The 25,560-nt window shown below is 46.2% G+C and carries 22 protein-coding genes; 7 read left to right on the forward strand and 15 right to left on the reverse strand.

The genetic code is table 11. The annotated features are described in order from the left end of the window. Nucleotides 1–12 precede the first annotated feature (12 nt). Nucleotides 13–876 (forward strand): patatin-like phospholipase family protein, encoded by an 864-nt coding sequence (locus tag BUR09_RS09175; protein ID WP_074216645.1) that lies wholly within the window; start codon nt 13–15, stop codon nt 874–876. A gap of 48 nt (nt 877–924) precedes the next feature. Here the strand turns inward: BUR09_RS09175 and BUR09_RS09180 are convergent, their stop codons facing one another. The 11 genes from BUR09_RS09180 to BUR09_RS09230 form a co-directional block, all read right to left on the reverse strand. Further along, a complete protein-coding gene (locus BUR09_RS09180) occupies nt 925–1,506 on the reverse strand; it encodes a histidine phosphatase family protein (RefSeq protein WP_074216646.1) in 582 nt (193 codons plus the stop codon). A gap of 1 nt (nt 1,507) precedes the next feature. Further along, the gene (locus BUR09_RS09185) at nt 1,508–2,668 is read right to left on the reverse strand and encodes a DVU_1551 family NTP transferase (RefSeq protein ID WP_074216647.1); all 1,161 of its coding nucleotides are present in this window, start codon (nt 2,666–2,668) and stop codon (nt 1,508–1,510) included. Nucleotides 2,669–2,672: 4 nt separating this feature from the next. Further along, complete coding sequence (locus tag BUR09_RS09190) at nt 2,673–3,692, reverse strand: XdhC family aldehyde oxidoreductase maturation factor (RefSeq protein WP_074216648.1); 1,020 nt, start codon at nt 3,690–3,692, stop codon at nt 2,673–2,675. 10 nt (nt 3,693–3,702) lie between these two features. Continuing rightward, nucleotides 3,703–5,049, reverse strand: coding sequence for a DVU_1553 family AMP-dependent CoA ligase (locus BUR09_RS09195; protein WP_074216649.1), 1,347 nt, complete (start codon nt 5,047–5,049; stop codon nt 3,703–3,705). An 84-nt stretch (nt 5,050–5,133) separates the two neighbouring features. Continuing rightward, nucleotides 5,134–6,516, reverse strand: a complete 1,383-nt coding sequence (gene trsS, locus BUR09_RS09200; RefSeq protein WP_074216650.1) for a radical SAM (seleno)protein TrsS — start codon at nt 6,514–6,516, stop codon at nt 5,134–5,136. Between the two features lie 2 nt (nt 6,517–6,518). Beyond that, the gene (locus BUR09_RS09205; protein ID WP_074216651.1) at nt 6,519–6,977 is read right to left on the reverse strand and encodes a DVU_1555 family C-GCAxxG-C-C protein; all 459 of its coding nucleotides are present in this window, start codon (nt 6,975–6,977) and stop codon (nt 6,519–6,521) included. 3 nt (nt 6,978–6,980) lie between these two features. Beyond that, nucleotides 6,981–7,715 carry a DVU_1556 family methyltransferase gene (trsM, locus tag BUR09_RS09210; RefSeq protein WP_074216652.1) on the reverse strand — a complete coding sequence of 245 codons (735 nt, stop codon included), beginning with the start codon at nt 7,713–7,715 and terminating at the stop codon, nt 6,981–6,983. After that, complete coding sequence (locus BUR09_RS09215; RefSeq protein ID WP_074216653.1) at nt 7,712–7,927, reverse strand: DVU_1557 family redox protein; 216 nt, start codon at nt 7,925–7,927, stop codon at nt 7,712–7,714. Before BUR09_RS09215 ends, trsM begins: the two co-directional genes overlap by 4 nt. Nucleotides 7,928–7,936: 9 nt before the next feature. Further along, nucleotides 7,937–10,219 (reverse strand): pyridine nucleotide-disulfide oxidoreductase/dicluster-binding protein, encoded by a 2,283-nt coding sequence (locus BUR09_RS09220; protein WP_074216654.1) that lies wholly within the window; start codon nt 10,217–10,219, stop codon nt 7,937–7,939. A 58-nt stretch (nt 10,220–10,277) separates the two neighbouring features. After that, complete coding sequence (locus BUR09_RS09225) at nt 10,278–12,995, reverse strand: molybdopterin-dependent aldehyde oxidoreductase (RefSeq protein ID WP_074216655.1); 2,718 nt, start codon at nt 12,993–12,995, stop codon at nt 10,278–10,280. A gap of 129 nt (nt 12,996–13,124) precedes the next feature. Next, nucleotides 13,125–14,147, reverse strand: coding sequence for a molybdopterin-binding protein (locus BUR09_RS09230; protein WP_074216656.1), 1,023 nt, complete (start codon nt 14,145–14,147; stop codon nt 13,125–13,127). A gap of 201 nt (nt 14,148–14,348) precedes the next feature. Here BUR09_RS09230 and BUR09_RS09235 point away from each other — a divergent pair, with 201 nt between their 5' ends. Then, a complete protein-coding gene (locus BUR09_RS09235) occupies nt 14,349–14,675 on the forward strand; it encodes a winged helix-turn-helix domain-containing protein (protein WP_175566012.1) in 327 nt (108 codons plus the stop codon). 3 nt (nt 14,676–14,678) lie between these two features. On the opposite strand, the gene BUR09_RS09240 is transcribed toward BUR09_RS09235, so the two are convergent. Genes BUR09_RS09240 through modA form a run of 4 tightly spaced genes read right to left on the reverse strand, consistent with a single transcriptional unit; the run spans nt 14,679 to nt 17,543 of the window. Continuing rightward, a complete protein-coding gene (locus BUR09_RS09240; protein WP_074216658.1) occupies nt 14,679–15,401 on the reverse strand; it encodes a Rossmann-like domain-containing protein in 723 nt (240 codons plus the stop codon). Then, the gene (locus BUR09_RS09245; protein WP_074216659.1) at nt 15,385–16,149 is read right to left on the reverse strand and encodes an ATP-binding cassette domain-containing protein; all 765 of its coding nucleotides are present in this window, start codon (nt 16,147–16,149) and stop codon (nt 15,385–15,387) included. The genes BUR09_RS09240 and BUR09_RS09245 overlap by 17 nt, the downstream gene beginning before the upstream one ends. Next, nucleotides 16,146–16,805 (reverse strand): molybdate ABC transporter permease subunit, encoded by a 660-nt coding sequence (modB, locus tag BUR09_RS09250; protein WP_074216660.1) that lies wholly within the window; start codon nt 16,803–16,805, stop codon nt 16,146–16,148. Before modB ends, BUR09_RS09245 begins: the two co-directional genes overlap by 4 nt. A 3-nt stretch (nt 16,806–16,808) precedes the next feature. Then, nucleotides 16,809–17,543 carry a molybdate ABC transporter substrate-binding protein gene (gene modA, locus BUR09_RS09255; protein ID WP_074216661.1) on the reverse strand — a complete coding sequence of 245 codons (735 nt, stop codon included), beginning with the start codon at nt 17,541–17,543 and terminating at the stop codon, nt 16,809–16,811. Between the two features lie 147 nt (nt 17,544–17,690). Between modA and BUR09_RS09260 the strand changes: the two genes are divergently transcribed. The 5 genes from BUR09_RS09260 (at nt 17,691) to BUR09_RS09280 (ending at nt 25,548) form a co-directional block, all read left to right on the forward strand. Then, nucleotides 17,691–18,743: a TOBE domain-containing protein gene (locus tag BUR09_RS09260; RefSeq protein WP_074216662.1), complete on the forward strand. Its 1,053-nt coding sequence runs from the start codon at nt 17,691–17,693 to the stop codon at nt 18,741–18,743. A 485-nt stretch (nt 18,744–19,228) separates the two neighbouring features. Continuing rightward, on the forward strand, nt 19,229–23,416 hold the full coding sequence (locus tag BUR09_RS09265; RefSeq protein ID WP_074216663.1) for a response regulator: 4,188 nt from the start codon (nt 19,229–19,231) through the stop codon (nt 23,414–23,416). Between the two features lies 1 nt (nt 23,417). Continuing rightward, on the forward strand, nt 23,418–24,254 hold the full coding sequence (locus BUR09_RS09270) for a CheR family methyltransferase (protein ID WP_074216664.1): 837 nt from the start codon (nt 23,418–23,420) through the stop codon (nt 24,252–24,254). A gap of 104 nt (nt 24,255–24,358) precedes the next feature. Beyond that, nucleotides 24,359–24,532, forward strand: a complete 174-nt coding sequence (locus tag BUR09_RS17220) for a chemotaxis protein CheB (RefSeq protein ID WP_139296797.1) — start codon at nt 24,359–24,361, stop codon at nt 24,530–24,532. 2 nt (nt 24,533–24,534) lie between these two features. After that, nucleotides 24,535–25,548 (forward strand): GGDEF domain-containing response regulator, encoded by a 1,014-nt coding sequence (locus BUR09_RS09280; RefSeq protein WP_074216665.1) that lies wholly within the window; start codon nt 24,535–24,537, stop codon nt 25,546–25,548. Nucleotides 25,549–25,560: the final 12 nt, after the last annotated feature.

The following is a 25,560-nucleotide window of genomic DNA, read 5'->3' on the forward strand; positions in this document are numbered from 1 at the left end:
AGGAGCTTACCTGTGCAATCTTCTACAGCCGCCGGACTTGTTCTTGAGGGCGGTGGTCTTCGGGGGAACTTTACCGCTGGTGTTTTGCGGCACTTTACAGACATGCGGTTTGATTTCTCATCTGTTTATGGTGTTTCCATGGGGGCATGCAATGGTGCTAATGTCGTCTCCAAGCAACCGGAACGTAATCGGATAACGAACACGCGTTTTGTTAATGATAGTAGATACCTTAGCTATCTTCGTTTACTAAAGGGTGGTGATTTATTCGGGATGGATTTTATTTTCCGCGATGTCCCTCTGCATATTGTTCCGATCGATTATGAGACTTTCAAAACAAATCCTGTAAACTTTTGGATAGGGGTAACGGACTGTCACACTGGTGAAGCCGTGATGTTTGAGAAAGGCATGCTCGAAAGTCGAGATGATGTGCTTACAGTTATGCGGGCGTCAGCTAGTTTGCCGCTTGTGGCAAAGCCAGTTGAGTTTAACGGGGCTGTGTACATGGATGGCGGAATTGCTAATCCAATTCCATTGCAGCAGTCTCTAGAACATGGAGAAAAGCCGGTAGTTATTTTGACACAACAGGCGGGATACCGGAAAGGTGCCAGTAAGTCTGTGGCAGTGTGTAAATGGCGCTACCCGCAATTCTCCGGATTAATACGCGTGCTTGAACATCGTCACGAGCAGTATAATGACATGCTGGCGACCATTGAAGCGAAAGAAAAGAGTGGCGAGATATTTGTCATTCGTCCGGAAAGTACCCTTGGCGTCGGTCGTGTTTGTCGTGATCAGCGTAAGCTATATGAATTGTATGACAATGGATATACACTGGCACGAAAGTGTACTGAAGCATTACAGGAATTTCTTTCAGCATAAAAAACTCCCCTGTCGTATCTTACCTGCGACAGGGGAGTTTTTTGAAAATTAATTTAGTTGTAGGGCGGTTTCGAGAAATACACGTTTACGAAGTCTTGTGATGGAACCCGGGGCAGGGTCGTAGGTGAAAAGCTCTTGTAATGGGGTCTGGTTTGCTAGACAAAGTAAGGTGCGTATTACACCAGCATGCGTTACCAAAAGAACTGGCTCTGTCAGCTGACATAAGGGCAGAACAGCTTTCAATGCGCGTTGCTGCACATCAAAAAAAGATTCTCCCTCAGGTGGTCGAAAATGTGTGAAGTCAACGCCACGTAGTTTATATGCTTCCGGCCAGTTCGTTTTGATAAAGTTGAAGGACAACCCGTCCCATTCGCCCATGTTTATTTCCAGAATGTTAGGCTCTGGGGTTACGTCTACACCGTATTCTGTTGCCAGAATTTGGGCTGTCTTCATTGTACGTTGTAGCGGGCTTGCGATAATTCGTGGTTGTTCCAGCTGGAATGCGCGCAGCTTTGGCAATGTGTTTTGCATAATGCTTGTAATGCCTTTTTCTGCAAGCGGGACATCTTTCTGTCCAATACATATCCCTTTGGGGAGAATGGTTTCACCATGACGGATAAGATAGAACATGTTACGCACTTCCGTTAGTTGTGAGCAACATGTTGAAGTCTAAGCCAGTTGCGGATTCAAGTTTAGCCAACACAGCTTGAGCTTGCTGTAATCTTTGTCGGATAACCTCAACGACTTCAGGAGAATCAGCAAAACATGCCATCTTTTCGTCATACCGTTTTTTGAGTGTGCATTTGCTTGTGCCTTCTACGAATTTATCCGCAAGAAAAATGAGTTCTGCTTCTGTAATAGCACCTTCTGAAGCTTGAAGGTGTGAGTGGGCGGCAATGCAAGGTGCAAGTGCCGGAAATCCGAACTCTGTAATTAAATTAGCACCTGCTAAGGCGTGCTTTCGTGAGCCCTTCGCAATGTCATGGAGCATGGCTCCTGCAAGAACCGTTTGTTTAAACATTGGGGTTTGTTCAGGGAGCTTTTCCAGCATGATACGTACAATATCTGTTACTGCAGTGGAGTGTTTTCGGATGTGTGTCGGCAGTTTTACTGTATTCCAAATGGCATAGCATTCCTGAAGAGATGGCACACCTTGCAGTTTTTGAATTTGGCATAATGTCTTGTAATCTTCTGGTGTATCCATATCCAGTAGCATTCCGCTATCCAGAACGGGAAGGTATTGGGTGCTTTTTGAAAATTTGTCTAATAATTTTGTGAGACCACCCTCACCATTATACTGCAGAATTTCTTTTTTAAGTGATGCCCGCATGCATGGTGGGTGTCCACGTTTGCCTTCCGTTTCTCTTAAGAATTTTGGAAGCGGTGTGAGCTGACTGTCATCCAGAATCGGGTGGATAACATCTACCTCCGTTACAGCGGCATAGGCAAGCAACTCAGAAATTGTTCGGGGACGAATGAGTGGTACGTCCACCGGAGTAACGAAAAAAAGTTCTGCATCTTCAGGCAGGGCATTACAACCGGCTTGCACTGACGAAAACATGCCGTCATTAAAGTTAGCATTATACACAGCCTGAATCTTAAGGCGGTTGCATTCATGTTCAACCTGTTCTCTGGCGTAGCCGGTAACAACAATGGGGGTGACTCCTGCGTGGATGAAGCTTTCTGCAAGAACCTGCAACGCAGTATTTTCCCCAAGGGATAAGAGGGGCTTGCATTGTCCCATGCGGGAACCGTATCCCGCTGCTAACAGTATTGCGTATGCCCTGAGCATTCGACTACCCCTGCGCTTTTTTCTGGATGATCTCAGCCATAATACTAACCGCAATTTCTTCTGGAGTCCTGCCTCCTAACGGTAGGCCGATAGGGCAATGGCAGCGGGCAATGGCTTCGTCTGTAACGCCTTCCTCACGGAGACGTTCGTACAGGCCGTCACGTTTACTTTTGCTGCCGATCATGCCGATGTATTTGGCCGGAGTTGTCAGTGCTTGTTGAAGCACTGTTTTGTCGTGCTCGTGTCCACGGGTAACAATGACAACGTAACAGTCTTTGTGAATGGTAATCTCGGAGAGGATGTCATCCAATGATTCAACAACCTGGACATGGGCGTTTGGAAACCGTTCTTGGTTGGCAAATTCTTCACGGTCATCAAGTACAACAACTGAGAACCCTACAAGATGGGCGATTTCAGCCGTAGGTTTAGCTACGTGTCCTGCACCTGCAATAATAACAGTTGCGGAAGGATGATATGTTTCTGAGAAATATTGAAGCGGCTGTTGATTCAGAAGTAAAGGAGCAGCATCGCTGGCTGTTGATTTGGATGCATTGATAGCCTTTACTGCTTCAGCATATTTATCGTCTGCAAGTTCGTCAGCTGTTACTCTGCACCATGCGGTTCCGTCCTGTACGTAGTATGCTTCACGTGAAGAAGCGTTCCCTTTACGAACATTGTTTTCCAGCTCTACAAATTCAGCATGGTAGTCAGGTGTCAGGCGTTCGAGCAATACGGTGAGTGAACCACCGCAGGACATACCGAGTGCACCGGCTTTGGTGTTATCCAGATCGTATGAATGTAGGGCGGCTGCACCTTTTTCACCAACAAGAAATTCTGCTGCTGTTATTTGAACTTGTGCTTCAATAAGGCCGCCACCGACAGTTCCATAGAATTCACCTTGCGGGCAAATGAGCATGTGTGCGCCGGAGGAACGAGGAGTTGATCCGGTGCTGGATATAACTGTGGCTAATACACAGTTCTGCGCTGCAAGTTTTTTTGTGATGTCTGAGAGAATAGAATCCATTGTAACCTCGTTACTCGACGCATATTTTGCGTTTTGCGAATCCAATAGAAATTTTGCCATCATTTCTGCCCGGCAAGCACAATACATCCGGAGCTATATGCAACGGAGAAACAAAATTGCATAAGAGCTCTTTAATGCTGGATAAATGTTGAGAAGAGTCCCCACTCATGTCAACTGTTACTTCCAGCGTATTTGGTGCCACCCTGTATTGTGCTTGCTGGGCTAGAAAATTTGGAATTGAGAGTAATTGTCCGTCGATTGCTGTCGGCGTAATGTACTGGAACCAGTAAGGGGTGTCTTTCGACTTGGCAATTCTCCGAATATTTGGGCTGAGTCTGCGAAGCGGAGAGTCACACGGGCAGGCATTTGTCATAATATGTGATTCATCACCTGTACGGTAACGGATAAGCGGCATACCTTTTCTTGAAAGAGTAGTTACGACTATTTCGCCACGTTCACCGTCCGGCAAAAGTGATCCGGTTTCAGGGTCCGTGATTTCTACATAAATATTTGTTTCACGTAGGTGCATACCGTTGCTGTATGGGCAATTTACTGCGCCGCCAAGGCCGGTTTCTGTCATCCCCCAGTGTGTATGTACTCGGCAATCCCAGGTTTTTTCAATGAAGTTCCGAATTGCGCTGGAGCTGGCATCCCAGCAGAGCAAAACACTCTTTACGGGGGATTCTGTTTTGCCGTCATGTTCCCATAGTTTGATTAATGCAAGAACGTGTGCAGCAGTTCCCACAACACAGTCTGGAGCATGCTCTTTAAACATGGTCAGCGACGTTACAACATCGTCAGGGTCTTGGTGGAGTATTGGTGTTGCTCCCAACAAATGCAGTCCATCAGCAAGCAAGGCTCCTACACTGTCCGGTTTGGGAGCGGGCAATAGTGCAAGAACGGTATCTCCGGCATCGACAAGACATTGCATACCGTGATTGTAGAATTCAGTGGTTTCGTCCAGCTCGTCTTGTGTGAAAAAAAGTCGTTTAGGTTTTCCTGTGGATCCGGACGTCGTGAGCGTAACAACACGGGCAATATCGTCCTGTGATGTACAAAGGAATTCGAGCGGCGCTTCTCTGATATCATCTGCAGTCGTCCGTGGTAGATTGGCAAATTCTTCACGGGAAGTGAATGCAACATCAATGGCCTGAAAATGCTTAGCGTAGAATCCACCGTTTTCCTGTGCGTAGTTGCAAACTTCATTAAGTCTGTTGAGCTGCCATGCTTTGATCTGGCTAGAGGAAAACGGACGTACGGATGCTCCAGCTCCCATGTCTAGTTGAGCTTGTGTGTCGAGTGGGTTTACCCAAGCAACGTGTTGTTGCTTTGCATTTCGTACAAACGTTGTTTGCATTGCGTTCCTATAACTACTTGTTTTTAAATTAGTTGGACTTCCCTGACATGGAGGATTGCAGTAATAAAAGTTTTAGGAAGGGTTTCACCCAGCCGCCGGAGGCAAAAAGGTTTTACCGCGATATAACGTTGTTCCGTCTGCTGCTGTGAGGTTGTACGCACAGAACGGCACGAGCCTTCCGTCCGGTGCAACCACATGAATGCAGCACCCTTTTAGCCGTTCAATATCCAATGACCATGCATCCTGAAACGCCATGGCTGAAATGGCAAAACGTCGCGTTGATGCTTGCTGAATAAACGAATCGAGCTCGTTTGAGAGCGATTTTGGCTGTTCATTTTGCTCTGCTGCTGCCCACTGACTTCGGACAAAGGAACGTGCTTTTTCTGCACCTTCTGCTGCTGGTTTTGGTTTGCAATTGCAGGAGTTCTTCGGAACAGACAGCAGTTGAAGCGTGTTGTCATCATTAATGATGTAGTTTGCATGGAATGAGCAGAGGGCATGTTCGCAGGTCGGCGGCACAAAGTCACCTGTAGCGACAAGATTGTTGGTCTGTCGTTCCAATTCTTCTGCAAGCTCAGGCAGCGTTATGCGCTCTGTGTCTGCTGGTGCAACAGGGTAGCGCCCGAAGTAACTGATCGGCTGAAAATGCACGCCGCGCACGGCTGGCGCGTGATCTATGGCAAACCGTATAATATCGCCTAGTTCATTCTTATTGATGGTTGGCGAAATAACGGGCACCAGCACAATCCCTATGTGCGCTTTGGCAAACGCTTGAATGGCTTTTGCTTTGATTTCGCGAAGATCTGCATTGCGGAACGCCTTCCATGTTGATTCACGTAAGCCGTCGAATTGAAGGAAGACAGAGTCTACACCGGTGGCTGCCAGCTTGGCGACATATTCAGGATCTTGTGCGGCTCGAACACCGTTGGTGTTGATTTGTACGAATGGAAATCCGATGCGTTTTGCTTCGGCTACAAGCTCTGGAAGATCATCACGGGTTGTCGGTTCTCCACCGGAAAATTGTAAATTGCATCCGCCTGTGGTGCGCATGGTGGTTTTCAGCAACTGTACAAGCTCTTCTTTGGAAGGCTCTTTGGGAATGGATGCCTTTGCCTTATTTTCTGCTGATGCAAAGCAGACAGGACAGGAAAGGTTGCAATTCCACGTTACCTCAATAAGTGCCATGCAGCTGTGCTGGCGGTGTTCTTCGCATAGGCCACAGTCGAAAGGGCAGCCCTTGTCGACAGCAGTTGAAATGGTTGGCGGTGTGGATGGAATTTTAGGGCGTAACCAGTCCGCAAAGGCTGTTGCCTTATGTGTCGATCGCCAGACTGGTGTGGAGAATGCACCATGCTGCGGACAGTGCTTTACAAGGCGTGTTTCTTCCCCTTTGGTGACTCGCATAGCAGGAATCCGTTGAAGACACTGCGGGCAGATACTTTCAGTATGAGAAATGTGGCCAGACATAGTTATTCTTTTACTGCAGCAATATCGTAGCCGTATTCGGCAAGTAGAGATTCAATGTAGGCAAACGTTTCAGCAAGCAGGGAACCGCATACTGCAGTGTCAGGTACTGGAGTGCCACTGCTTTCTCCGAGGATTTGGCCACATGTTATGTCACCATGTTTTTCGGTCGTTTTTTGTGTAAACCATTCTGTGAAGGATTCTAGAAGAATTGGTAGATCTTCGTTTTTTTCTTCGGTTTCAGCATCGTGTCCTGTGTATAAGCCTATAAGCAGTGCGCCACCTGAAAGTAGACCGCATGCACCGTTACAACTGAACATACCACTGCATAACCCTTCAGCGGCTCTGATGAGTTGGGGGTTTTCAAGACCGGAATATTCCAGCGCCAAGCCGACGAGGATTTGGCTGCAACAGTATCCTTTGCCAGCCCATTGAAGTAATTGCAGTTGGATGTCGGAAAGCATGTCTTATTCCTTTTTTAAGGCTTTAACTTGGATGTATCCGATACTTCTATCGTATGCTGAAGGACGGTCTTGTGTGTTGCTTTGGCAGCAGGTGGCAATGTCGGAGAAGATAAGCTTCGCTGTCAGCTCCTTGAGCTCTTTAGTGCAGTCGGTGCTGCATGTGTGTGTAAAACCTGCCTTGGTTAGCGTTTCGAAAAGTTCTTTTAATTTAATCGGTGAGCTGCTGCATCCGTTAGTTGAGCTTTTCTTATGCGTTTGTGTAGGTATTTTCTGTCCTGAAGATCCACAGCACAGTTGCGCTGACTGCATGTTGTGTTCTTGCCGTTTATACAGGTCAGAAAGAACTAGAGTTCCATCGGCGCATAGTACCCGTGAAAATTCAGCAATAGCTGTCTCCAAAGAATTACAGAGGGAAAGCACACAGTCACAATTCACTATGTGGAATGAAGCATCGGAGAAAGGAAGCTGCTCAACAGTTCCCTGCACCGTAGGGATGTTTTTCTCGTTAGTCAGCAGCGTGTTCTGTGAGGAAAGATCAAGCCCTGTGACATGCGCACCATATTCCTGCTGAAGAAATTCTCCCGTGATTCCGGTACCGCATCCTGCATCAAGAATGCGGGTGGATGTGGCAATTCTCAGAGAATCATATGTCCTTCGGGTTAATGCCAGCCCGCCAGGTCGTAGAACGCCACCATCCAGTGTGGCCATACGAGGATGCTGCCAAAGCGGAGTACTCATTTATCTTCCAGTAACTGTTCCACCTGTGCCATTTTTTCAACGGCAAGGGATTCCGGTATGAGCACAAACCCGCATGCTGGGCATGCCGGTAATTCAACAGAAAATTTGCTTTCAAGGTACACCAGTTCTACAGCCGTAAAGATCAACTGTTCGTTACACTGGGTACATTTCCAATGCGAAAAATCGTCGTGTAAAACTTGTAACGTATTCATGGTATACTCTTATTTAGGAGGGATAATCTGCATACGATGTGACCATGCGTTGTGGATGCGGTATCCTTCCTTATCTTTTATGTATTCCATCCAATAGGTCACACCAACAGGACGGAAGCTGGCAACGTAGCGCCGAGTTTGTGTGTTGAATAAGCTGTTATTGGTAGCTTCAACATAGTCCACAACTTTGCGGATGTCGCTTCGTAGAATACGGCGTTCTTCCATATTTGCTGCAGCTTGCTCGGTGTATGATATGGATGGGACATGTTCATCTGCCGCTGCTTCTGCTTCACCCCAAACAGTTTTGAGGAGATGTTCCTTAAGGCGCATGCGGTTTTCGCGGCGGTCAGAAAATCCGGTAACAGGAACAGTGGCAGGGTCAGCATTGCAGCATGCCAGCGCTGTATCACAGCTTGGGAATAGAATATCCAGCAGGTGAATTGTACGTTTGCCTGTTCGGGCAAGCATGTCACGGCACATAGCGCAGTATGTAAGAACGTCCTGTTCGTCTTCAGTACATTCCGAGAGTATATCAGCCCTGTGCTGGGAAGCTTTGCGGGAAAGCTGAGGGTTGGCATTGTCGAGCAGGCCGCCGTAGCCACAGCATTCAGTAAGTGAACCTGAAAGATGAGGTTCTGTTATTGAAATCTTGAGCTGTTCTGTGATGGAACGGACATGGCTGCGCATAGGTTCATTATATCGTGTGGAGCACGGGTCATGCAGAACATACGGCTGCTTCGGCATTCGCGCTGTTGGAGGCAAGCCAACTTCTTCCAGAACTTCCCATAGGGAGCGGGTTGGAATTTGTGGTAACAACGTTGCAAGCATGGTTGCGCATGTTGGACAGCCCGTTATTAACTCTGGCTTGCCCATCTCTTCCCACTGTTGGAGAATTTGGTTTGTTGTAGTCTCTGTCAGGTCTTTTTGTCCTGCCCAGTGGGCAGGAGCACCACAGCAGTGAATAAACAGACCGACGGGTTCTTCCATAGCATCTCGTAGGTAGGCATAAGTGCTTTCTACGAGATGTGGTGAAATAGCGGGAAGCTGACATCCCGGGAAAAAGGCGAACGAGCTAGCGGAAGCAGAAGGGGCATTCTTTGCGAACATACCTGCGGTATTGGCAAAAGCCATATCGCGGAGCGCAAATTCGTGTGCTGATGGCGGCATTGTGGAATCTGCCACCATATCTTGTCGTGCTGTCAGGCAGAGATTCTGTACTGCAAAGCTTTCGGGACATATTTCTTCGCATAGACCACACAACATGCAGGAGTTGATCATTTTGTTGGCATGTCGTGTACCCATGACGATGGCGGCATTGTTGTATATTTGCCGCGCGTAGATTTTGGGGTAACTTTTGAATTCTGCTAGATATACACAATTATTTACGCACTGCATGCATTCGCATTGCATGCACCTTCCAGCTTCCAGCATAGCCGTCGCTTCATCATATCCTTCATCACTTGCAGGAAGAAGTGGGAGTGAAGAAAATGAAGATATATCGCTTTGCAGTCTTGAGGCATACGACCCTTCAGTTTCTCTTCCTGCTGTTAGGGATACGTTCTGTATGCTCCGTTCCGCAGATAATGCTAACGTTCTGCCAAGGGCGATACGTTCTATCGTGGAAGCAAGACAAGGGGACGGAACAGAGAATACAGAAGAAATATTTGTTTGTAAGATTTTTGAATCAGTTGGATTGCACGCATATAGGTCTGCAGCTTCAGGTGTTGCCAGTAAGACTACGTCGAAATTGTCGCAGGCTGTTTCAAGGTCATCCGGCATTTCTTCGCTGGAGAACTGCACTCCGAGCTTATTTATGGCAGCTTCATGCTGTGCAAAGGCTTCTTCAGGAACACGGGCTGTAATATCTTCGTAAGCATTTTTGGACAGTATTGTCGGTGTAATGCCTTTTTTTGCAAGATCCCATGCAGCAGCTAGTGCAGTGAGTCCACCACCAATAATGAGTACACGCTTATTCTTGGATGGAAGCGGGCGCACTGGCGGGTTTTTAGTCGCATTTGCTGCACAACAGCGCTCCAGCTCCGGCATATTAATGCTGCCGCCAAGGTTTTTTCGTAGGCATGTTTCCATGCATGCACCGTTACACAAGTTGGCAGTAATGTGTGGCATTGGCATGCTTTTGTACAAAACAGCCCATGCCTCATTCATTTTACCCGCAGCCATTTTTTTACAGAATGTGCGGATATCAATATGCAGGGGGCATTGAGACTGGCAGTGCGGCGCTTCTTCTTGCGTACACTGTGCTTCCCATTGGTGTAGTTCGTGTTGTTCCATAGCGTGCTACTGATATACGTCCGTGCTGCCGAAGCAGCACGGACGGTTTTATCTGATATTACTTGTTGAGTTCTGCGAGCACTTTTTCAGGACGTGCAGGCAGATGACGGATACGAACGCCACAAGCGTTGTAGATACCGTTGATTACAGCTGCGTGTGGGCAGGTGAGTGGAAGTTCGCCAACACCGGATGCGCCGAATGGACCTTCTGGACGTTCGGATTCGATGTAGATGAGTTCCATATCGTCTGGAATCTGCTTGATGTATGGGAAGCCAGCACCAACCATGGTTGAGTGCTTTTTGATGTCTTCAAAGTCTTCAGAGAGTGCAAGACCGATGGCCTGTGCAAGACCGCCGTACATCTGACCGTCAACAGCAAGTTTGTTCATGATGGTACCGATGTCTGCTACTGCGGTCATTTTTTCTACAGTAGTTTTACCGGTAGCAAGCTCAACAGCTACTTCAGCAAGGAATACGCCATACATGTAACATGCAAACGGGTTACCCTGACCGTTTTCATCACAATCAGTACAAGGAGCAGTCCACTTACCGTTCGCACGGGTAGGGAGCTTTTTCTCTACCATTTCCGCGTAGGAGTGGAATGAACCGTCTTCTTTTTTCATTGCTGTAACAAGTTCTTCACCGGCAGCTTTGATAGCGCGACCGATTACAACCTGTGAACGGGAACCGCCTGCAGGGCCGCCGTTAGGGCAAAGACTGGTGTCATTCAGACAAACTCTGATTTGTTCAGGAGCAATGCCCATTGGGGTGAGAGCCTGATGTGCAGTGGTTAATGCACCGATGTCTGCACCCTGACCGTGGTCGTGCCATGTGGTGTATACAGTGAAGATGCCGTCTTCGCCGAGTTCAATGTCAGCTTCAGCGGTATCAGGGCCGTCAAGACCGGAGCCGTATACGCCAAGGGCAAGACCTACGCCGCGCTTAACTTCATCAGTGGAAAGTTCGGCTGCACGTTTCTTCGCTTCTTCGTATTTAGGGCGAATAGTATCGAGAATCTCAGGTAGGCTGTATACTTCCGGATCCTGACCTGTAGGGGTCGTGGAACCTTTGCGGTATACGTTCTTGTAGCGCAGTTCCAATGGGTCCATGCCGAGTTTTTCAGCAAGTTCATCCATGAGAACTTCGGAAGCAAATTCAGACTGCGGAGAACCGTAGCCACGGAACGCAGAGCCCCATGCGTGGTTGGTACAAACAGTACGACCTTCACCACGGATGTTTTCGATGTCGTAACCGGCACCGATGAACTGAGCACCGCGGAGGGTAAGAAGGTCACCGAATTCGGAGTATGGACCGTGGTCAACAGACCAGTCGGTTTCCATACCGAGGAGTTTACCTTCGTTGTTGGCAGCCATGCGAACGTTCATGAAGAATGGAGAACGTTTACCGGTGTAAGTCTGCTGCTGGTACCAGGTGTAGTTGAGGTATACAGGTTTGCCGGTTACCATACATGCAGCACCGACCAATGCTTCCATGGTAGGGCTGAATTTGTAACCGAAGGTACCACCTGCAGGGTTCATAACCATAACGATGTTATCAAGTTCTTCACCAAGACCAGGGGCAATCATAGCAGCGTGCAGGTGCAGGCCGATAGATTTGGAATGGATAACGAGTTTGCCTTCGTCGTTACGGTATGCAAAGCCTACGTCCGGCTCGATAGGCATGTGTGGCTGACGGCCAACGTAGTAATCACCTTCGATGGTAACGTCTGCTTCGTTAAAGATAGGTTCAGTTTCGTTACCCTTAGCAACTTTCTGTACGAAGTATATGTTAGGGGTGCCAGGGTGAATTTCAATTGCGTCATCCTGCATTGCTTCAGGAGCGCTCATGTATGCTGGTAGCTCTTCGAGTTCTACTTTTACTTTTTCAGCAGCAGCTTTTGCATGTTTTTCAGTGTCAGCACAAACAATAGCAATAGCATCGCCGTACTGGAACACTTTGTCGTCACACAGGATTGGACGTTCCCAGCCATCACCTTTGTTAGTTGGGAAGGTAATAAGACCGGTGATGCGGTTTTTACCTTTAATGTCTTTGTGAGTAACAACTTTTGCAACGCCTTCCATTTTTTCAGCTTCGGAAGTGTCGATAGAGATAATTTTCGCGTGGGATACTTCTGCCTGTACCAGAGCACAACGCAGGGTGTCTCCTGGAAGTTTAAGGCCTAAGTCTGCACCGTAATCAAGAGTACCGGTAACCTTAGCAACAGCGGTCGGACGTGGGTATTTTGTACCCATGATGCGACCTTCCTGAGGTACGTCTTTCATTAGGTCATCACGTGTTTTTTCACCACGCAGGACAGCAGCAGCGTCCATAACTGCGTTAACAAGAGGTTTGTAACCTGTGCAGCGACATGCGTTACGATGCTTCTGGAACCAGTCACGTACGTCTTCACGACTTGGAGACTGGTTTTCAAGCAGAAGGGCGTAAGAGGAAACGATGAAGCCAGGGGTACAGAAACCACACTGTGCGCCACCGTGGGCAATCCATGCAAGCTGAATAGGATGCAGATTCTCAGGAGTACCGACACCTTCAGCGGTAATGATTTTGGTGTGTTCAGGAACACGCTTCATTTTCATGGTACAAGTGCGCTTGAGCTTGCCGTCTACAACAACGCTACAGCTACCGCACTGTCCCTGACCACAACCAACCTTAACGCTTGTAATGCCAAGATTTTCGCGAAGCACGTTTGCGAGGGTGTCGTCCTGTTCACATATGACCATCCGGTCTACGCCGTTTACGTGGAGCATTTTTTTTAGCATGGAAACTCCTCTCGGGTACCTAGGCGATCACACAGCATACAACAACGTGAGGCGATAAAGTTGTCGCTGTAAAAGGTACCACCACATATAGGTTATTAGGCAGGAGGGTTCTAAAGCAGAACCAGCCAATTATGACGATTTACCAAAGGAACATAGCGGGAAGTGACATGTGTCGCAGCCGGCACAGAAGCCGCCATGCCCTAAATTAGTAATATCTCTACGGGTAATGGTTTCGCCTGCTAGAATGCGTGGTACAATAAGATCAAAGATACTGGCGCGGTAGTACATGACGCAGCCCGGAAGTCCGACAATAGGTCGACCGTTCTTGTAGGCAAGCATAAACATGGCACCGGGGAAGGTAGGGGAGCCGTAGGTGACTACGTCTGCTCCGGTGTCGCGGATACTGGCGGGAGTTCTGTCGTCTGGGTCTACAGACATACCGCCAGTGACAACAACAAAGTCTACACCATCGTTGAGGAACTTGTTGATGGCGTTTGTTGTCATCTGCTGATCGTCTGGAACAAAGACTTGCTCCACGACGTTTGACCCGAGTTCGTGAAATTTTTTACGGATTACAGGTCCGAACTTATCCGTAATCCTTCCGTGGTAGACTTCGCTACCGGTAGTAACAACACCTACTTTATGACGCTTGAACGGCTTAACCTGAATAACAGGTCCACCCTCAGCGCAGACAGCTTCTACTTCTTCAACTTTCGCTCTGTCGGTAACAAGAGGAACAATGCGGGTTCCCGCAACTGGTCGTTCAGAAAGAACATTAAGACCGTTGTGCATGGTTGCGAGTACAACTTCTTCAATTGCATTAATTTGATGTACTTTTTCAACATCAATGGACAGCAGGCCTTGACTTGCAATAAGGTTAACCCGTCCTTCGGATACGTCACTGAAGGTGATGCCTTCACCCGAAACAGCTTTTGCTATACGTAACGCTGCTTCGTTTTCGTGGATTTGATCTTCGGTGAGATCGAGCACGTAAAGATGCTCTTTACCGATATCAAGAAGGGTGGGAATATCTTCTGCTGTTACGATGTGTCCTTTCTTGAACGCAGGGCCTTTACTTTCGCCTGGGACAATTCGGGTGATGTCGTGACAAAGAACCATACCAATTGAATTTTGAACTGGAACTGCCTGCATAGTAATCTCTTTTTCGGTTCAGGTTGAGTTAAAAAAGTAGTTAGTAGGCGATTACTGGTGTTTTTCTTATGTCTATGCGGACATAAGAAGTCAAACCTTTTTTTAATTAAAAAAAATGCCGTAAATATTGATTTGTTTAGGAAAAATTTCACAAGCGAGCAATGATAGTGTTTAGGAGAGTGATACATGCAGGGAGTAGACATGAAATATAAATTTTGGCTTGAGAAGAATGGGGATATATTGTTCGGCTCCGGTGGTGCGGTGCTGCTTGAAAAAATTGATGCGCTTGGGTCGCTTTCTGGGGCGTCCAAAGAGCTTGGTATGTCATATCGAAGAGCGTGGGGGCGCTTGAAAAAGCTCGAAGAGACTATCGGGGATGACTTGGTGGTCAAAGTGGGAGGAAATAAAAAAGGATATCGTCTTAGCGAAACTGGTAGACAGTTTCTTACATCGTACAGAGAGGCGGAAAAGAAAATGGACGAAGCAGCGCAGAATATTATGAAGCACTGCTTCGACTGGGTTCGATAATTGTTATTTACTCATAGGGCAGAAGCGTTCCCAATTCATATAAGGAGCAGCACCAGCGATAGTGGTTCCATAAAAGATAACCGGCTTGTCCGTTAGGAACATGTCGATGGAATTATTCGCAAAGGTAGTGCCTGTTACCAGCAGCAGATCTGCCCATTGAACCGCATCTTCTGTGTTTTCTTTGCCTTCTACCAGCACACCACGTTTGGTTTGTCCGATGTTATTAGGGTCGAGGTCGACAAGGCGAACTTGAAACTCAGATTGAAGTGCTTCAGTCATTGCTGGCTGAAAGCCAATAATGGTGATTCGGCATTCGGCGTATTTATTTTTGATATATTCGCGAAGCTGCTTTGCACATTCTTTGGGCTCATTATCCTTACAGTGGATGGTGTGGGTTACGTTGTCATACGCAGCACTAATGGCATTTAAGGTGGCAACAAATACTGCCCTGTTAAAGTTGTTGGTAAGAGGAAGCTCGGCTATATCCTCAAGTGTTCCCGAAAATGTTCCGCGGCTGTCTGTGAAAGCCTGCCCTTTGTGTCCATTAAATGTTGCTTCCATGAGATGTTCTTTACCCTGTTGGATAGGGTAGTCTGTGTCATCGGGGGTGCCGATGGCCTCTTCAGCAGTGAGAGGTTTTGCGGAAATAACAATTTTTTCTTGTAGAATATTCAGTTCTTTCCAGTGGGAAATGACTTGTTTGTGGATATTATCTAATGCCTGCATTTTGTTTCTCGCTTGAAGTCGTGTTTGGCTTGAGATTGTTGATGTCACAGTGATGGCATTGTTCGTACGGGAAGTTGTTATGTGCAGCATGGTGCGCTGCACGCAGCTGTTTATTGAGCCAGTCAGGGGAGAGTTTGCCTTGTTCCATTGCAATGATGGAATCGCCAAGCAGGGTAGCTTCTTCCAGATCATGTGTCACATGAATAATTGGAATCGGGAGTTGTGTTTTGATTTCTAACAGCAGGTGCTGAAGCTTTCGTCTTGTTGTGACATCAAGAGCAGAGAACGGTTCATCTAGAAATAATGCTACCGGTTCTCGTGCCAGTGCCTGACAAAAGGCTGCCCGTTGCCGTTCTCCGCCTGAAATGGAGTGCGGCTTTTTATTTCGTATGTGTTCAATGCCGAATGTCTGTAAGAGGTCTGGCACTGTTTCCGGTTTTACTGCTGCAAAGAGAATGTTTTTTTCTACAGTAAGATGTGGGAAGAGTGTGTAGTCTTGAAAAACCAGCCCTACATGGCGACGCTGAGGGGGGACAATAAGACCTGATGCGCTGGAAAACCATATGGTTTCATTATAGCTGATTGTTCCGCTATCCGGTGTTTCAAGACCGGCAAGCATACGGATGAGAGTCGTTTTTCCAGAGCCGGAAGGTCCAACAATGGCGGTCAGCGTATTGGAGGGACAGGTGGTTTCAAGTTCTACCGTAATATTTTCAAGTTGCTTGGAAACGGAAAGTGTAAGTGTCATGACTGTTGTCTCCCGTTTACGGCGTTAATGACCAGAAGAAAGATAAAACAAACAGGTACCAGCGCAGCAGACATGTACAGAGCATCTTCGTACCGCAGTGCCTCAACTGCTTCAAAGATAGCGATGGATGCAACCTGCGTGCGCCCGGGGATGCTTCCCCCGACCATAAGTATAACCCCGAACTCCCCAAGACTGTGTGCGAACACCAGAATAGAACTGGCGACAATGCCGCTCACACAGTTTGGGAGTACGACACGGTAGAAGGTTTGAAACGGAGATAATCCTAAGACCGCTGCGCTTTCAAGCAAGCGCTTGTCCAGTTTTTCAAATGATGCCCGCAATGGCTGCACTGCAAAAGGCAGGTTGAAAACAAGGGACGCAAACAATATGCCCGCAAAACTGAATATGAGCCTGTCGCCTGTCAGGCTTTGCCATGTTGATCCTACGATTCCCGTGGGGGTCATGAGAATGAGCAGCCCGAAACCGAGAACCGTAGGTGGGATAACCATGGGCAGCGTTATGAGAGCATCAAGAATGCTTTTCCCTCTGCATTTTCCAAAAGCAAGGAAGTACGCAGGAGGAAATGCTAATAACGGGATGAGTACCATAGTATAGAACGCCAGTTTAGCTGAGAGGAGGAGTGGCTCTAGCGTCATATTCTATTCATACCCGTACTTATGTTTTATGGCTGCAACTTTTGGTGAGCCAAGGAATGTTGCAAATTTTTGTGCTGCCTGTTTGTGCTGGCTGTTTTTAAGAATACATGCCTTCTGAATGACCTTTGGGGCTTCAGGTATTTGAACAAAGCACCCTTTTTTTCCTTCAGGTGTGAACATGTATGAGTACGCACAGAAGCCTGCGTCGGCTGCTCCTGTAGCTACGTATTGGAATACCTGAGATATTGATTGCCCGATGGCTAGCTTGGGCTGGAGCTCTTTCCAAAGCTTTTCGTTTACTAATGCCGTTTTTGCTACGGTGCCGTAGGGGGCAGTTTCTGTGTTGGCAATGGCAATATGAGTAACGGCAGAAGACTGGAGAGTCTCTTTCCATGGTTTTTCGCAGAATTTTTTATTGCGAGTCCAAAGGACGATTTGACCCTTTGCATAAACAAAAGGCTCCAGAGCAAGGTTTTCAGCAAATAGTTTTTCAGGACGACGTGTGTCAGCGGCAAGAAATATATCGAATGGAGCACCACTGATGATCTGTCCGTATAGTTTTCCGGTGGATGTGTAGGTAGCTTGTACAGTCAGTCCTGTTTCTTTTTCAAAAGCAGGGATGATCTCTTTCATGGCAGGCATAAAGTTGGCAGCCTGAGCAATGACAAGATCGGCCGCGTGAGCATGTGCAGGCAGCGCTACACAGAGAATCATCATAAAAGTAAGAAGTCTTTTCATGTGGGAGCTCCATATTAAAAAAGCGTAGAGGTGATAGCTAGAGAAGGTTTCATAACTTTACTTTTGCTATTGCTTTTATGAAGATTGTTTTTTTTGAACAAGTTCGTCACGGAAAAATATGAAACCGTGACCTTCAGTGGAGTTGTTATGCCTGAACGTGCCGGATCGCTCTCCCCACATGCGATTTTTACTGTTTCTGATTCACTGCGATACCTTGAGCCACAGCAAATAAAGATGTTTCTCCAGTCCTTTGACGCATGGTGTGCGGCAACAGACAGGCAGGAGTATGTCCGTTCCCGCCAGAGGATGCGTGCTTTGTTTTTGCTTTTACGGTTTACGGGTGCCCGTCTTGGTGAAGTTCTGGCTCTTGATGATAGGACTGCCTTTGATTTTTCTCGAAAAACTGTTTGCTTGGGGCATGGAGAAACAGAGCGGGATGTCCCGTTGGAATCGTTTGTCAGTGATGCGATACAGGAAGTGCTTGAAAGTGCCATGGGATGCAGTTTGCGGGGGCACTTTTTCCATATGGATCCCGGATACGTGCGAAGGATTTTTTACGCACGGGCAATGGACTGCGGTTTGCCAAAGGAACTGGGTACACCGCGAGTGCTGCGCTATAGCCGTGCGCTGGAAATGGTGCGTGGGGGTGTTCCGTTGCTTGTTGTTAGTAATTTGTTGGGGCACTTATCTACTGATATATTAAATAGTTTTCGAAATTATTCGAGCGACGATGTTGTTTCGATTGTGCGTAAGGCGCATAGCGAGATGCAAAAGAAGACAAGTGCCCGTAATTCATTTGTAGGGCACGTGGCTCGTGTCGTGTCAGACGGTCTGATGGCTGAAGTAGAAGTGGTGACGGAATCCGGCATGGCCATATTTTCTTTGATTACAGAGGAGAGTTTGCGCACATTGAAACTCTGCATAGGAACTCCTGTTGTTGCAACTATCAAAGCACCGTATGTTGATATTGCTCAGCAGTGCCTCAATCCAACTTTGGAACGAAGAAATACTTTTACGTGTAGTGTTGAACGCATTGCTTCAACTGAGGTGCTCTCTGAAGTAATAGGGCATCTTGAAGACGGCAGTGGAGTCTGTTCGCTTGTTTCAACTAGCATGGTTAAATCGTTAAATCTGGTTTCAGGAAGTATGGTTGACGTTTGTTTTAAAGAGTTATCTGTTGTGCTTCATTCTGTTCATTAGGAATTACTACGAAAAGTGTGAACTGCCAGAGCTTTTAGTAAGAATGAAGTGGTTTCAGTCTTAAAAAGGAATAAATTTTATATACTAATTATGAAAAAGCCTTTGTGTAATCTACAAAGGCTTTTTCGTATTTTATCTTACATTCAGATTATATGATTACTTGAATATGGAATGTAATTGGAGTGACTACTCATTGAAAAGCTATATTCCGGAGAGTTGCTGTGAAGAAGAGATGTAGTTGTCAGGGGGGGTGTATTGCATTTGGGCAGCGAGGATGAGTGAGTGTGTCTTTATTATCGTTTTTTTTACGTAAGAAAAAAAGTGGTTCTGGTTAATAATATTGATTTTCTACTCAAGTTAGAACATAGTCGAAGTTCTAATCCTATATCCCTAAATGATAATGTATTCGCAGTTGCGATGATGAAGAGTACTTCGCCGTTTCGATGAAATGTGTGTAGTTTTTTTGTGTGCTCGGGGGGGCTTTAATGATTCGTTTTTCAGATATCCGTATCAGATTCAGGCTGGTGCTACTGCTTGTTTTTGTTGGTGCTATTCCCTTGCTGGTTGTCAGCCTTGTTGGGAGTAGACTTACAACAGATGCTTTAATGGAGAAATCATTTAACCAGCTCATAACAGTACAGTCTATTCGTAAAGGCGAAATAGAAGATTTCTTTACGACAAGTTTTTCCAGAATACGTATTCTCGCTGAGTCTGAACGTATTCAGAATATGATGTCTTTGCTGCTCAGGCATAAATCTGAGATGAAACATGGTCGTTCTCTCATTGATGATGCGCATTCACTGCAATACCAAGTGAAATTTCGCAGCTTCATGGCTCCGTTAAAAAAGTACATTAATTCATACGGATATCATGACTTATTTCTTGTTGATGCAGATGGTGGAGATGTACTTTACTCGCTTGCCCGAGAGGAAGATCTCGGCACAAACTTGAAGTTTGGCCAGTATCGGAACAGTGGGCTTGGTGTTGCATGGAAACGTGCTGTTACCAGCGGAAAAACTACAATTGTAGACTTTTCTTCATATGCACCAAGTGGAGGTGCCGAGGCTGCCTTTATCGCTGAACCAGTTCGTGATGGATATGGGAAAGCTGTCGGAGTTGTTATTCTACAGTTAACCCCCCAGCTTATTACCCATGTCGTCGATTCCCGACAGGGTATGGGAGAAACTGGGGAGTCGTATATTGTGGGCGTCAATTTGGCGCAGAACAAGTATGAATTCCGTAGTAACTTGCGCACAATGGGGAATGGTGATTTTGTTGTAGGCTACTCTTTAACAAACCCTTTGGATTACTGGAAAGATGCCGCTTCATCAGGTGAATCCGGTGGGCACAGTATCTATATCGATAGTGCAGGCGAAGAGGTACTTGTTGCGTATAACGAACTGAATATTGCCGGTCTGCGTTGGTTCCTGATTTCTAAAATTAATAAATATGAAGTTACTGCACCTATTCGTCATACATACAAATATATTGGTGCATTGTCTGGTTTGTTACTCTTTTTAGTGGGCGGTCTTGCTGTATTTTTCTCTCGTACAATTACCCGACCAATCATTGCTGATATGCAATTTGCGCATGCTATTGCCGAGGGTAATCTTGATGCGACTATTGATGTCGATCAGAAAGATGAATTGGGTGATTTAGCACGGTCACTTGAGGGTATGGCGCGCAACCTTCGTGAACTGGATTGGCTTAAATCCGGTAAGGAAGGGCTGGATGACACCATGCGTGGAGAACATTCGCCGCAAAAACTTGCTCGTATATCGATTGCCTATCTTTGCAAACACATGGGTGCCCAGTTGGGTGCTGTGTATGCATTGGAGGATGGCGCACTGGAGTTGATAGCAAGTTATGCTTTTAGTGACCGGAAAGGTAATTTTAATCGTTTTGTCCTTGGGGAAGGAATGGTTGGGCAGGCTGCTCTTGAGAATGAATTGCTTATTTTCTCAAATATTACAGAAGATGCTCCTGCTGTGAATTACGGTGCCGGTGAAGCTTGTGCAAAGGCATACATGGCTGTGCCTGTTGCTTTTGAAGGGGAGATTGTTGGCGTTATCCTGTTGGGAGCAATGGAAAACTTTTCACCATTGCATAGAAAATTTATTGAGCAGAATGTCGAAAACATTGCGATTTTAATGAATGCTGCTCAGTCCCGTCAACTTGTGCATGAGTTGCTTGAACAGGCTCAACAGCAACAGGAAGAACTGCGTGCAACGAATGAAGAGTTAGAAGAGCAGACTGAAGCTTTGATTGAATCGGAAGCACGCTTGCAACAACAACAGGAAGAACTTCGCGTAACCAACGAAGAGTTGGAAGAACAAACAACGGTTCTTAAAGAGTCTCAGTCTGAATTGCAGGTGCAGCAGGAAGAGTTACGGGTAATTAACGAAGAGCTTGAAGAACGGACTCAAGCCCTTGAAGAGCAGAAGTCTGCTATTGCTGTAAAGAACTCAGAGTTGGTTAAAGCCCAGAATGCAGTGAAGCAGAAAGCAAAAGATTTAGAAGTGGCAAGTAAATACAAATCTGAATTCTTGGCGAATATGTCACATGAATTACGTACGCCACTGAACTCTATTTTAATTTTGTCTCAGTTGTTTGGTCACAACAAAGATGGAAACCTTACCGACAAACAAATTGAGTCTGCCAATGCTATCCATTCTTCTGGTTCAGACTTGCTCACATTGATTAATGAAATTTTGGATCTTTCCAAGATTGAAGCAGGCAAGGTTGAATTGATTATTGAACCTGTCGGTGTTTCAAATCTTATTCAGAATATAAATCGTCTTTATAAAGACATAGCTGCAGATAAAGATGTTGCGTTTGATGTTTCTGTAGCATCAGATGCTCCGGAAGCATTGGAAACAGATTCACAACGTCTGCAACAGGTTCTGCGTAACTTATTGACCAATGCCTTTAAATTTACACACAAGGGCTCTGTTTCCCTTACAATAGCCAGACCGTCGCAGGAGTTGACGAATGAGCTTGGTATTGATGCCAGCAAGGCCGTGTCGTTTGCGGTTTCTGATGATGGCATTGGTATTCCGAAAGATAAGCAAATTGCTATTTTCCAGGCATTCCAACAGGCTGATGGCAGCACAAGTCGCAATTACGGTGGAACAGGGCTTGGGCTTTCCATTTCCCGTGAGCTTGTTCGTCTGTTGCAGGGCGCTATCTATCTTGAGAGTGAAGAAGGTAAGGGCAGTACCTTTACGGTAGTTCTTCCTGAATTCTATCAAGACACTTCCGAGCAGAATCAGATTCTCAGTCGAGCAGAATTACCGCTCGCCTCTGGTGGCGAAAGCTATGGCAAAGAGGCTGCTACTTTTTCTGTGCAGGAGAATTCCGCTGTGTCGCAGCCTGTAATCACTCAAACTGTGGCATCGTCACAACAGAGTGAGGCACCATCTAAAAAAACTATCGTCGAGAAAGTTGTTCCAACAAGCGACAGCGAGTATGTGGAAGACGACCGGGCGGTCATTACTCCGGACTCACGTAGTCTGCTTATTATCGAAGATGACTGGAACTTTGCAAAGATAATGCGTGACTTCGGTCGAGAGCGTGGTTTCCAGTGTCTTGTAGCCGAAGATGGTGAGTCCGGATTGTACTTTGCAGATTACTATAAGCCGAGTGCAATCATTCTGGATGTAGGTCTTCCAGGAATTGATGGTTGGACTGTTATGGAACGACTTAAGGACAACCCTGAGTTACGCCATATTCCAGTGCATTTTATGTCCGCTAACGATAATTCTCTGGATGCACTTCGCATGGGAGCCATCGGTTACCTGTCCAAGCCGGTGACCATGGAACATGTTGAAGATGCTTTCAGTGCGCTTGAGGATGTTATTTCTCAACCGGTGCGTAATCTGTTGCTCGTTGAGGACGATAAAATTCAGTGTCAGAGTATCCAAGAGCTGATTGGTAACGATGATGTGAAAATAACTGATGTGGCTACAGGCCGTGAAGCGTATGAGGAATTATCCAAAGGCAGCTATGACTGTATGATTTTGGATTTGGGGCTTGAGGATATGTCCGGCTTTGAATTGCTGGAAAAAATTCGCGTGAGCGATACCTCAATGCGAGTGCCTGTTATTATTTATACAGGTCGTGACTTGACGCGTGATGAAGAGAAGCAACTGAGCAAGTATACTGAAAGCATTATTATTAAAGGGGTGAAGTCTCCAGAGCGTCTCTTAGATGAGACTGCACTGTTCCTGCATCGAGTTGAGTCAAACTTGCCGCAGGAAAAGCGTCAGATGTTAAAGATGGTGCATGATAAGGAGTCCGTTCTCAGTGGTAAGAAAGTCATGGTCGTTGATGACGACATGCGTAACGTGTTTGCGCTCTCCAGTGTTCTGGAAGACAGGAATATGGACGTTATTGTAGCGAAAAACGGTCTTGAATGTCTTGAGAAGCTTGAAGAGCTTGATTCTATAGATTGCGTGCTGATGGATATCATGATGCCGAAAATGGACGGCTACGAGGCGATGACGGAAATTCGGAAGAACCCTCAATATGCCAAACTGCCTATTATTGCTTTAACTGCAAAAGCTATGAAGGGCGACAGAAGTAAATGCATTGATGCCGGTGCAAGTGATTATTTATCCAAGCCGGTGAACACTGATAAGCTTATTTCTATGATGCGGGTTTGGTTGTATTAGCATGTCCGAAGTTGAGCACATTGAGAACGAACGATTAGAGGTACAGCTGCTGCTGGAAGCAATTTATTTAAAGTACGGGTACGACTTTAGGAAATATGCCAGCGCACATACAAGGCGCAGACTTGAACACAGGCGTTCCGTTGAAGGATTGCCGAACATGGCTGCAATGCAGCACTTGCTTATTCATGATGAATCATTTTTTAACAGACTTCTTTTGGATCTGTCGATTAATGTTACTGAAATGTTTAGAGATCCTCTGTTCTACAAGAGCGTGCGTGACCTCGTAGTCCCATACTTGAAAACGTACCCGTTTGCCAAAGTATGGCATGCGGGATGTTCTGCAGGGCAGGAAGTGTATTCCATGGGAATTGTTCTGTGGGAAGAAGGAATGAAAGAACGCGTACAACTTTACGCAACCGACTTTAATGAGATGATCTTAGCAAAAGCTAAGGACGGCATTTACCCGATGGATGTGGTGCGGAAATATACAGCAAACTACCAGCAAGCAGGTGGAACACGGTCTTTTTCAGATTACTACACTGCGGACTATGACAGTGTTGTGATGAGAAGATTTTTAAAAGAGCAGGTTCTTTTTTCTTCACACAATCTGGTTACTGATGGCGTGTTTGGAGAAATGAATGCGATCTTCTGCCGTAACGTACTCATTTATTTTAACAGAGAGTTGCAAAATAGAGTGTTGAACTTGTTCTACGAAAGCTTATGTCCAGGGGGATTTCTGTGCCTTGGCTCAAAGGAAAATATTAAATTTTCAGATGTTGCGCATAAGTTTGAAGCCGTTGCAGAACGGGAGAAAATTTATCGTAAGAAACGAATGTAGCGCAGTTGCAGAGGGGGGAACGCGAGAGCGCTCGACAGTATAAAGCGATTATTATCGGAGTTTCCGTAAGGGTATTAACTGCGTTGCACAGAATTTTCTCATAATTGAAAGAAAGCCTTAGCCTGCCTGTGTTGATTGGCCAACATACTAGTCCGAATGTTGAAAGTCTGTTTTCGGTATTACTTCGTTTGTATTGCACTGAAGTCGTGAAAGAAGCTGAAGACAATGATGGTATTTCCACAGGTAGCGTATATATTTCACTTTGTAATAGAGGATGACCATGGGAATAGCCAAGGTGCTTATAGTGGACGACAGGCCGGAAAACCTGCTTACGCTGGAAAGCCTGTTAGAACAACCGGGAATAGAAATTATTCGGGCAAATTCCGGTGAGGAAGCACTCGAACAGATGCTCGATCATGATTTTGCATTGATACTGCTGGATGTTCAAATGCCGGGTATGGACGGTTATGAAGTGGCAGAATTAATGCGTGGTAACAAGAAGACAAAGCATATTCCTATTATCTTCGTAACTGCAGAAGGGAAGGCAAAAGCGCAAGTCTTTAAAGGGTATGAATCCGGTGCAGTTGATTATCTGTTTAAGCCGCTTGATGTGCATATCTTTAAAAGTAAAGTTGGCGTTTTTATTGAACTGTTTCATCATAAAGAGGCACTGAAACAAAAAAGTTTTGAGCTTGATCAGAAGCTGGCTGAGCTTGAAGAGCTTCAACAGCAGCTTGAACTGACAAATGAACAGCTTTTGCTGTTGTCCATTACAGACGGGCTTACCGGACTGCAGAATAAGCGTCAGTTCAATAAGAACTTCACTAACGAGTGGAATCGTGCCTACCGTAACCAGTCTCCATTATCTCTTGTTCTTATCGATCTCGACTTTTTCAAAGCATACAATGACACATACGGCCATGCTAAAGGCGATGAGTGTCTTGTTCAAGTTGCTCAAATGTTGTCTGAAACTGTTAAGCGTGATGTGGATAAGACGGCGCGTATTGGTGGTGAAGAGTTTGCAATAATTTTGCCGGATACAGAGCTTGCCGGAGCTAAGTATGTTGCGGAACGTTTTCTCGCTAACATAGAATCATTGGCTATTCCGCATGAAGGGTCTCCTGTGTCTGACCATGTGACAGTAAGTGTTGGAGCGGCTTCTATTATTCCGACACAAAAAGAAGATACTCTTTCTCTTATTAAGGCTGCTGATGCCGCGTTGTATAAGGCAAAAGCTGATGGCAGAAATAGCTGTTGCACAGCTGGTTTTGAGTGTGAAATAGGCAGCGCTTAGTGGCGCCATTGA

The organism is Halodesulfovibrio marinisediminis DSM 17456, assembly GCF_900129975.1.
In the GTDB taxonomy this organism is placed as follows: Bacteria; Desulfobacterota; Desulfovibrionia; order Desulfovibrionales; family Desulfovibrionaceae; genus Halodesulfovibrio; species Halodesulfovibrio marinisediminis.

Excerpts from the sequence above, each read along its gene's own strand:
- BUR09_RS09205 (WP_074216651.1), bottom strand. The coding sequence starts at position 6,977 with ATGCTTTCCGACATCCAACTGCAATTACTTCAATGGGCTGGCAAAGGA.
- BUR09_RS09215 (WP_074216653.1), bottom strand. The coding sequence starts at position 7,927 with ATGAATACGTTACAAGTTTTACACGACGATTTTTCGCATTGGAAATGT.
- BUR09_RS09280 (WP_074216665.1), top strand. The coding sequence starts at position 24,535 with ATGGGAATAGCCAAGGTGCTTATAGTGGACGACAGGCCGGAAAACCTG.
- BUR09_RS09230 (WP_074216656.1), bottom strand. The coding sequence starts at position 14,147 with ATGCAGGCAGTTCCAGTTCAAAATTCAATTGGTATGGTTCTTTGTCAC.
- BUR09_RS09270 (WP_074216664.1), top strand. The coding sequence starts at position 23,418 with ATGTCCGAAGTTGAGCACATTGAGAACGAACGATTAGAGGTACAGCTG.
- BUR09_RS09245 (WP_074216659.1), bottom strand. The coding sequence starts at position 16,149 with ATGACACTTACACTTTCCGTTTCCAAGCAACTTGAAAATATTACGGTA.
- BUR09_RS09195 (WP_074216649.1), bottom strand. The coding sequence starts at position 5,049 with ATGCAAACAACGTTTGTACGAAATGCAAAGCAACAACACGTTGCTTGG.
- trsM (WP_074216652.1), bottom strand. The coding sequence starts at position 7,715 with ATGAGTACTCCGCTTTGGCAGCATCCTCGTATGGCCACACTGGATGGT.
- BUR09_RS09190 (WP_074216648.1), bottom strand. The coding sequence starts at position 3,692 with ATGGATTCTATTCTCTCAGACATCACAAAAAAACTTGCAGCGCAGAAC.
- modB (WP_074216660.1), bottom strand. The coding sequence starts at position 16,805 with ATGACGCTAGAGCCACTCCTCCTCTCAGCTAAACTGGCGTTCTATACT.
- BUR09_RS09235 (WP_175566012.1), top strand. The coding sequence starts at position 14,349 with ATGAAATATAAATTTTGGCTTGAGAAGAATGGGGATATATTGTTCGGC.
- BUR09_RS09180 (WP_074216646.1), bottom strand. The coding sequence starts at position 1,506 with ATGTTCTATCTTATCCGTCATGGTGAAACCATTCTCCCCAAAGGGATA.
- modA (WP_074216661.1), bottom strand. The coding sequence starts at position 17,543 with ATGAAAAGACTTCTTACTTTTATGATGATTCTCTGTGTAGCGCTGCCT.
- BUR09_RS09220 (WP_074216654.1), bottom strand. The coding sequence starts at position 10,219 with ATGGAACAACACGAACTACACCAATGGGAAGCACAGTGTACGCAAGAA.
- BUR09_RS09225 (WP_074216655.1), bottom strand. The coding sequence starts at position 12,995 with ATGCTAAAAAAAATGCTCCACGTAAACGGCGTAGACCGGATGGTCATA.
- BUR09_RS09240 (WP_074216658.1), bottom strand. The coding sequence starts at position 15,401 with ATGCAGGCATTAGATAATATCCACAAACAAGTCATTTCCCACTGGAAA.
- trsS (WP_074216650.1), bottom strand. The coding sequence starts at position 6,516 with ATGTCTGGCCACATTTCTCATACTGAAAGTATCTGCCCGCAGTGTCTT.
- BUR09_RS09265 (WP_074216663.1), top strand. The coding sequence starts at position 19,229 with ATGATTCGTTTTTCAGATATCCGTATCAGATTCAGGCTGGTGCTACTG.
- BUR09_RS09260 (WP_074216662.1), top strand. The coding sequence starts at position 17,691 with ATGCCTGAACGTGCCGGATCGCTCTCCCCACATGCGATTTTTACTGTT.
- BUR09_RS09185 (WP_074216647.1), bottom strand. The coding sequence starts at position 2,668 with ATGCTCAGGGCATACGCAATACTGTTAGCAGCGGGATACGGTTCCCGC.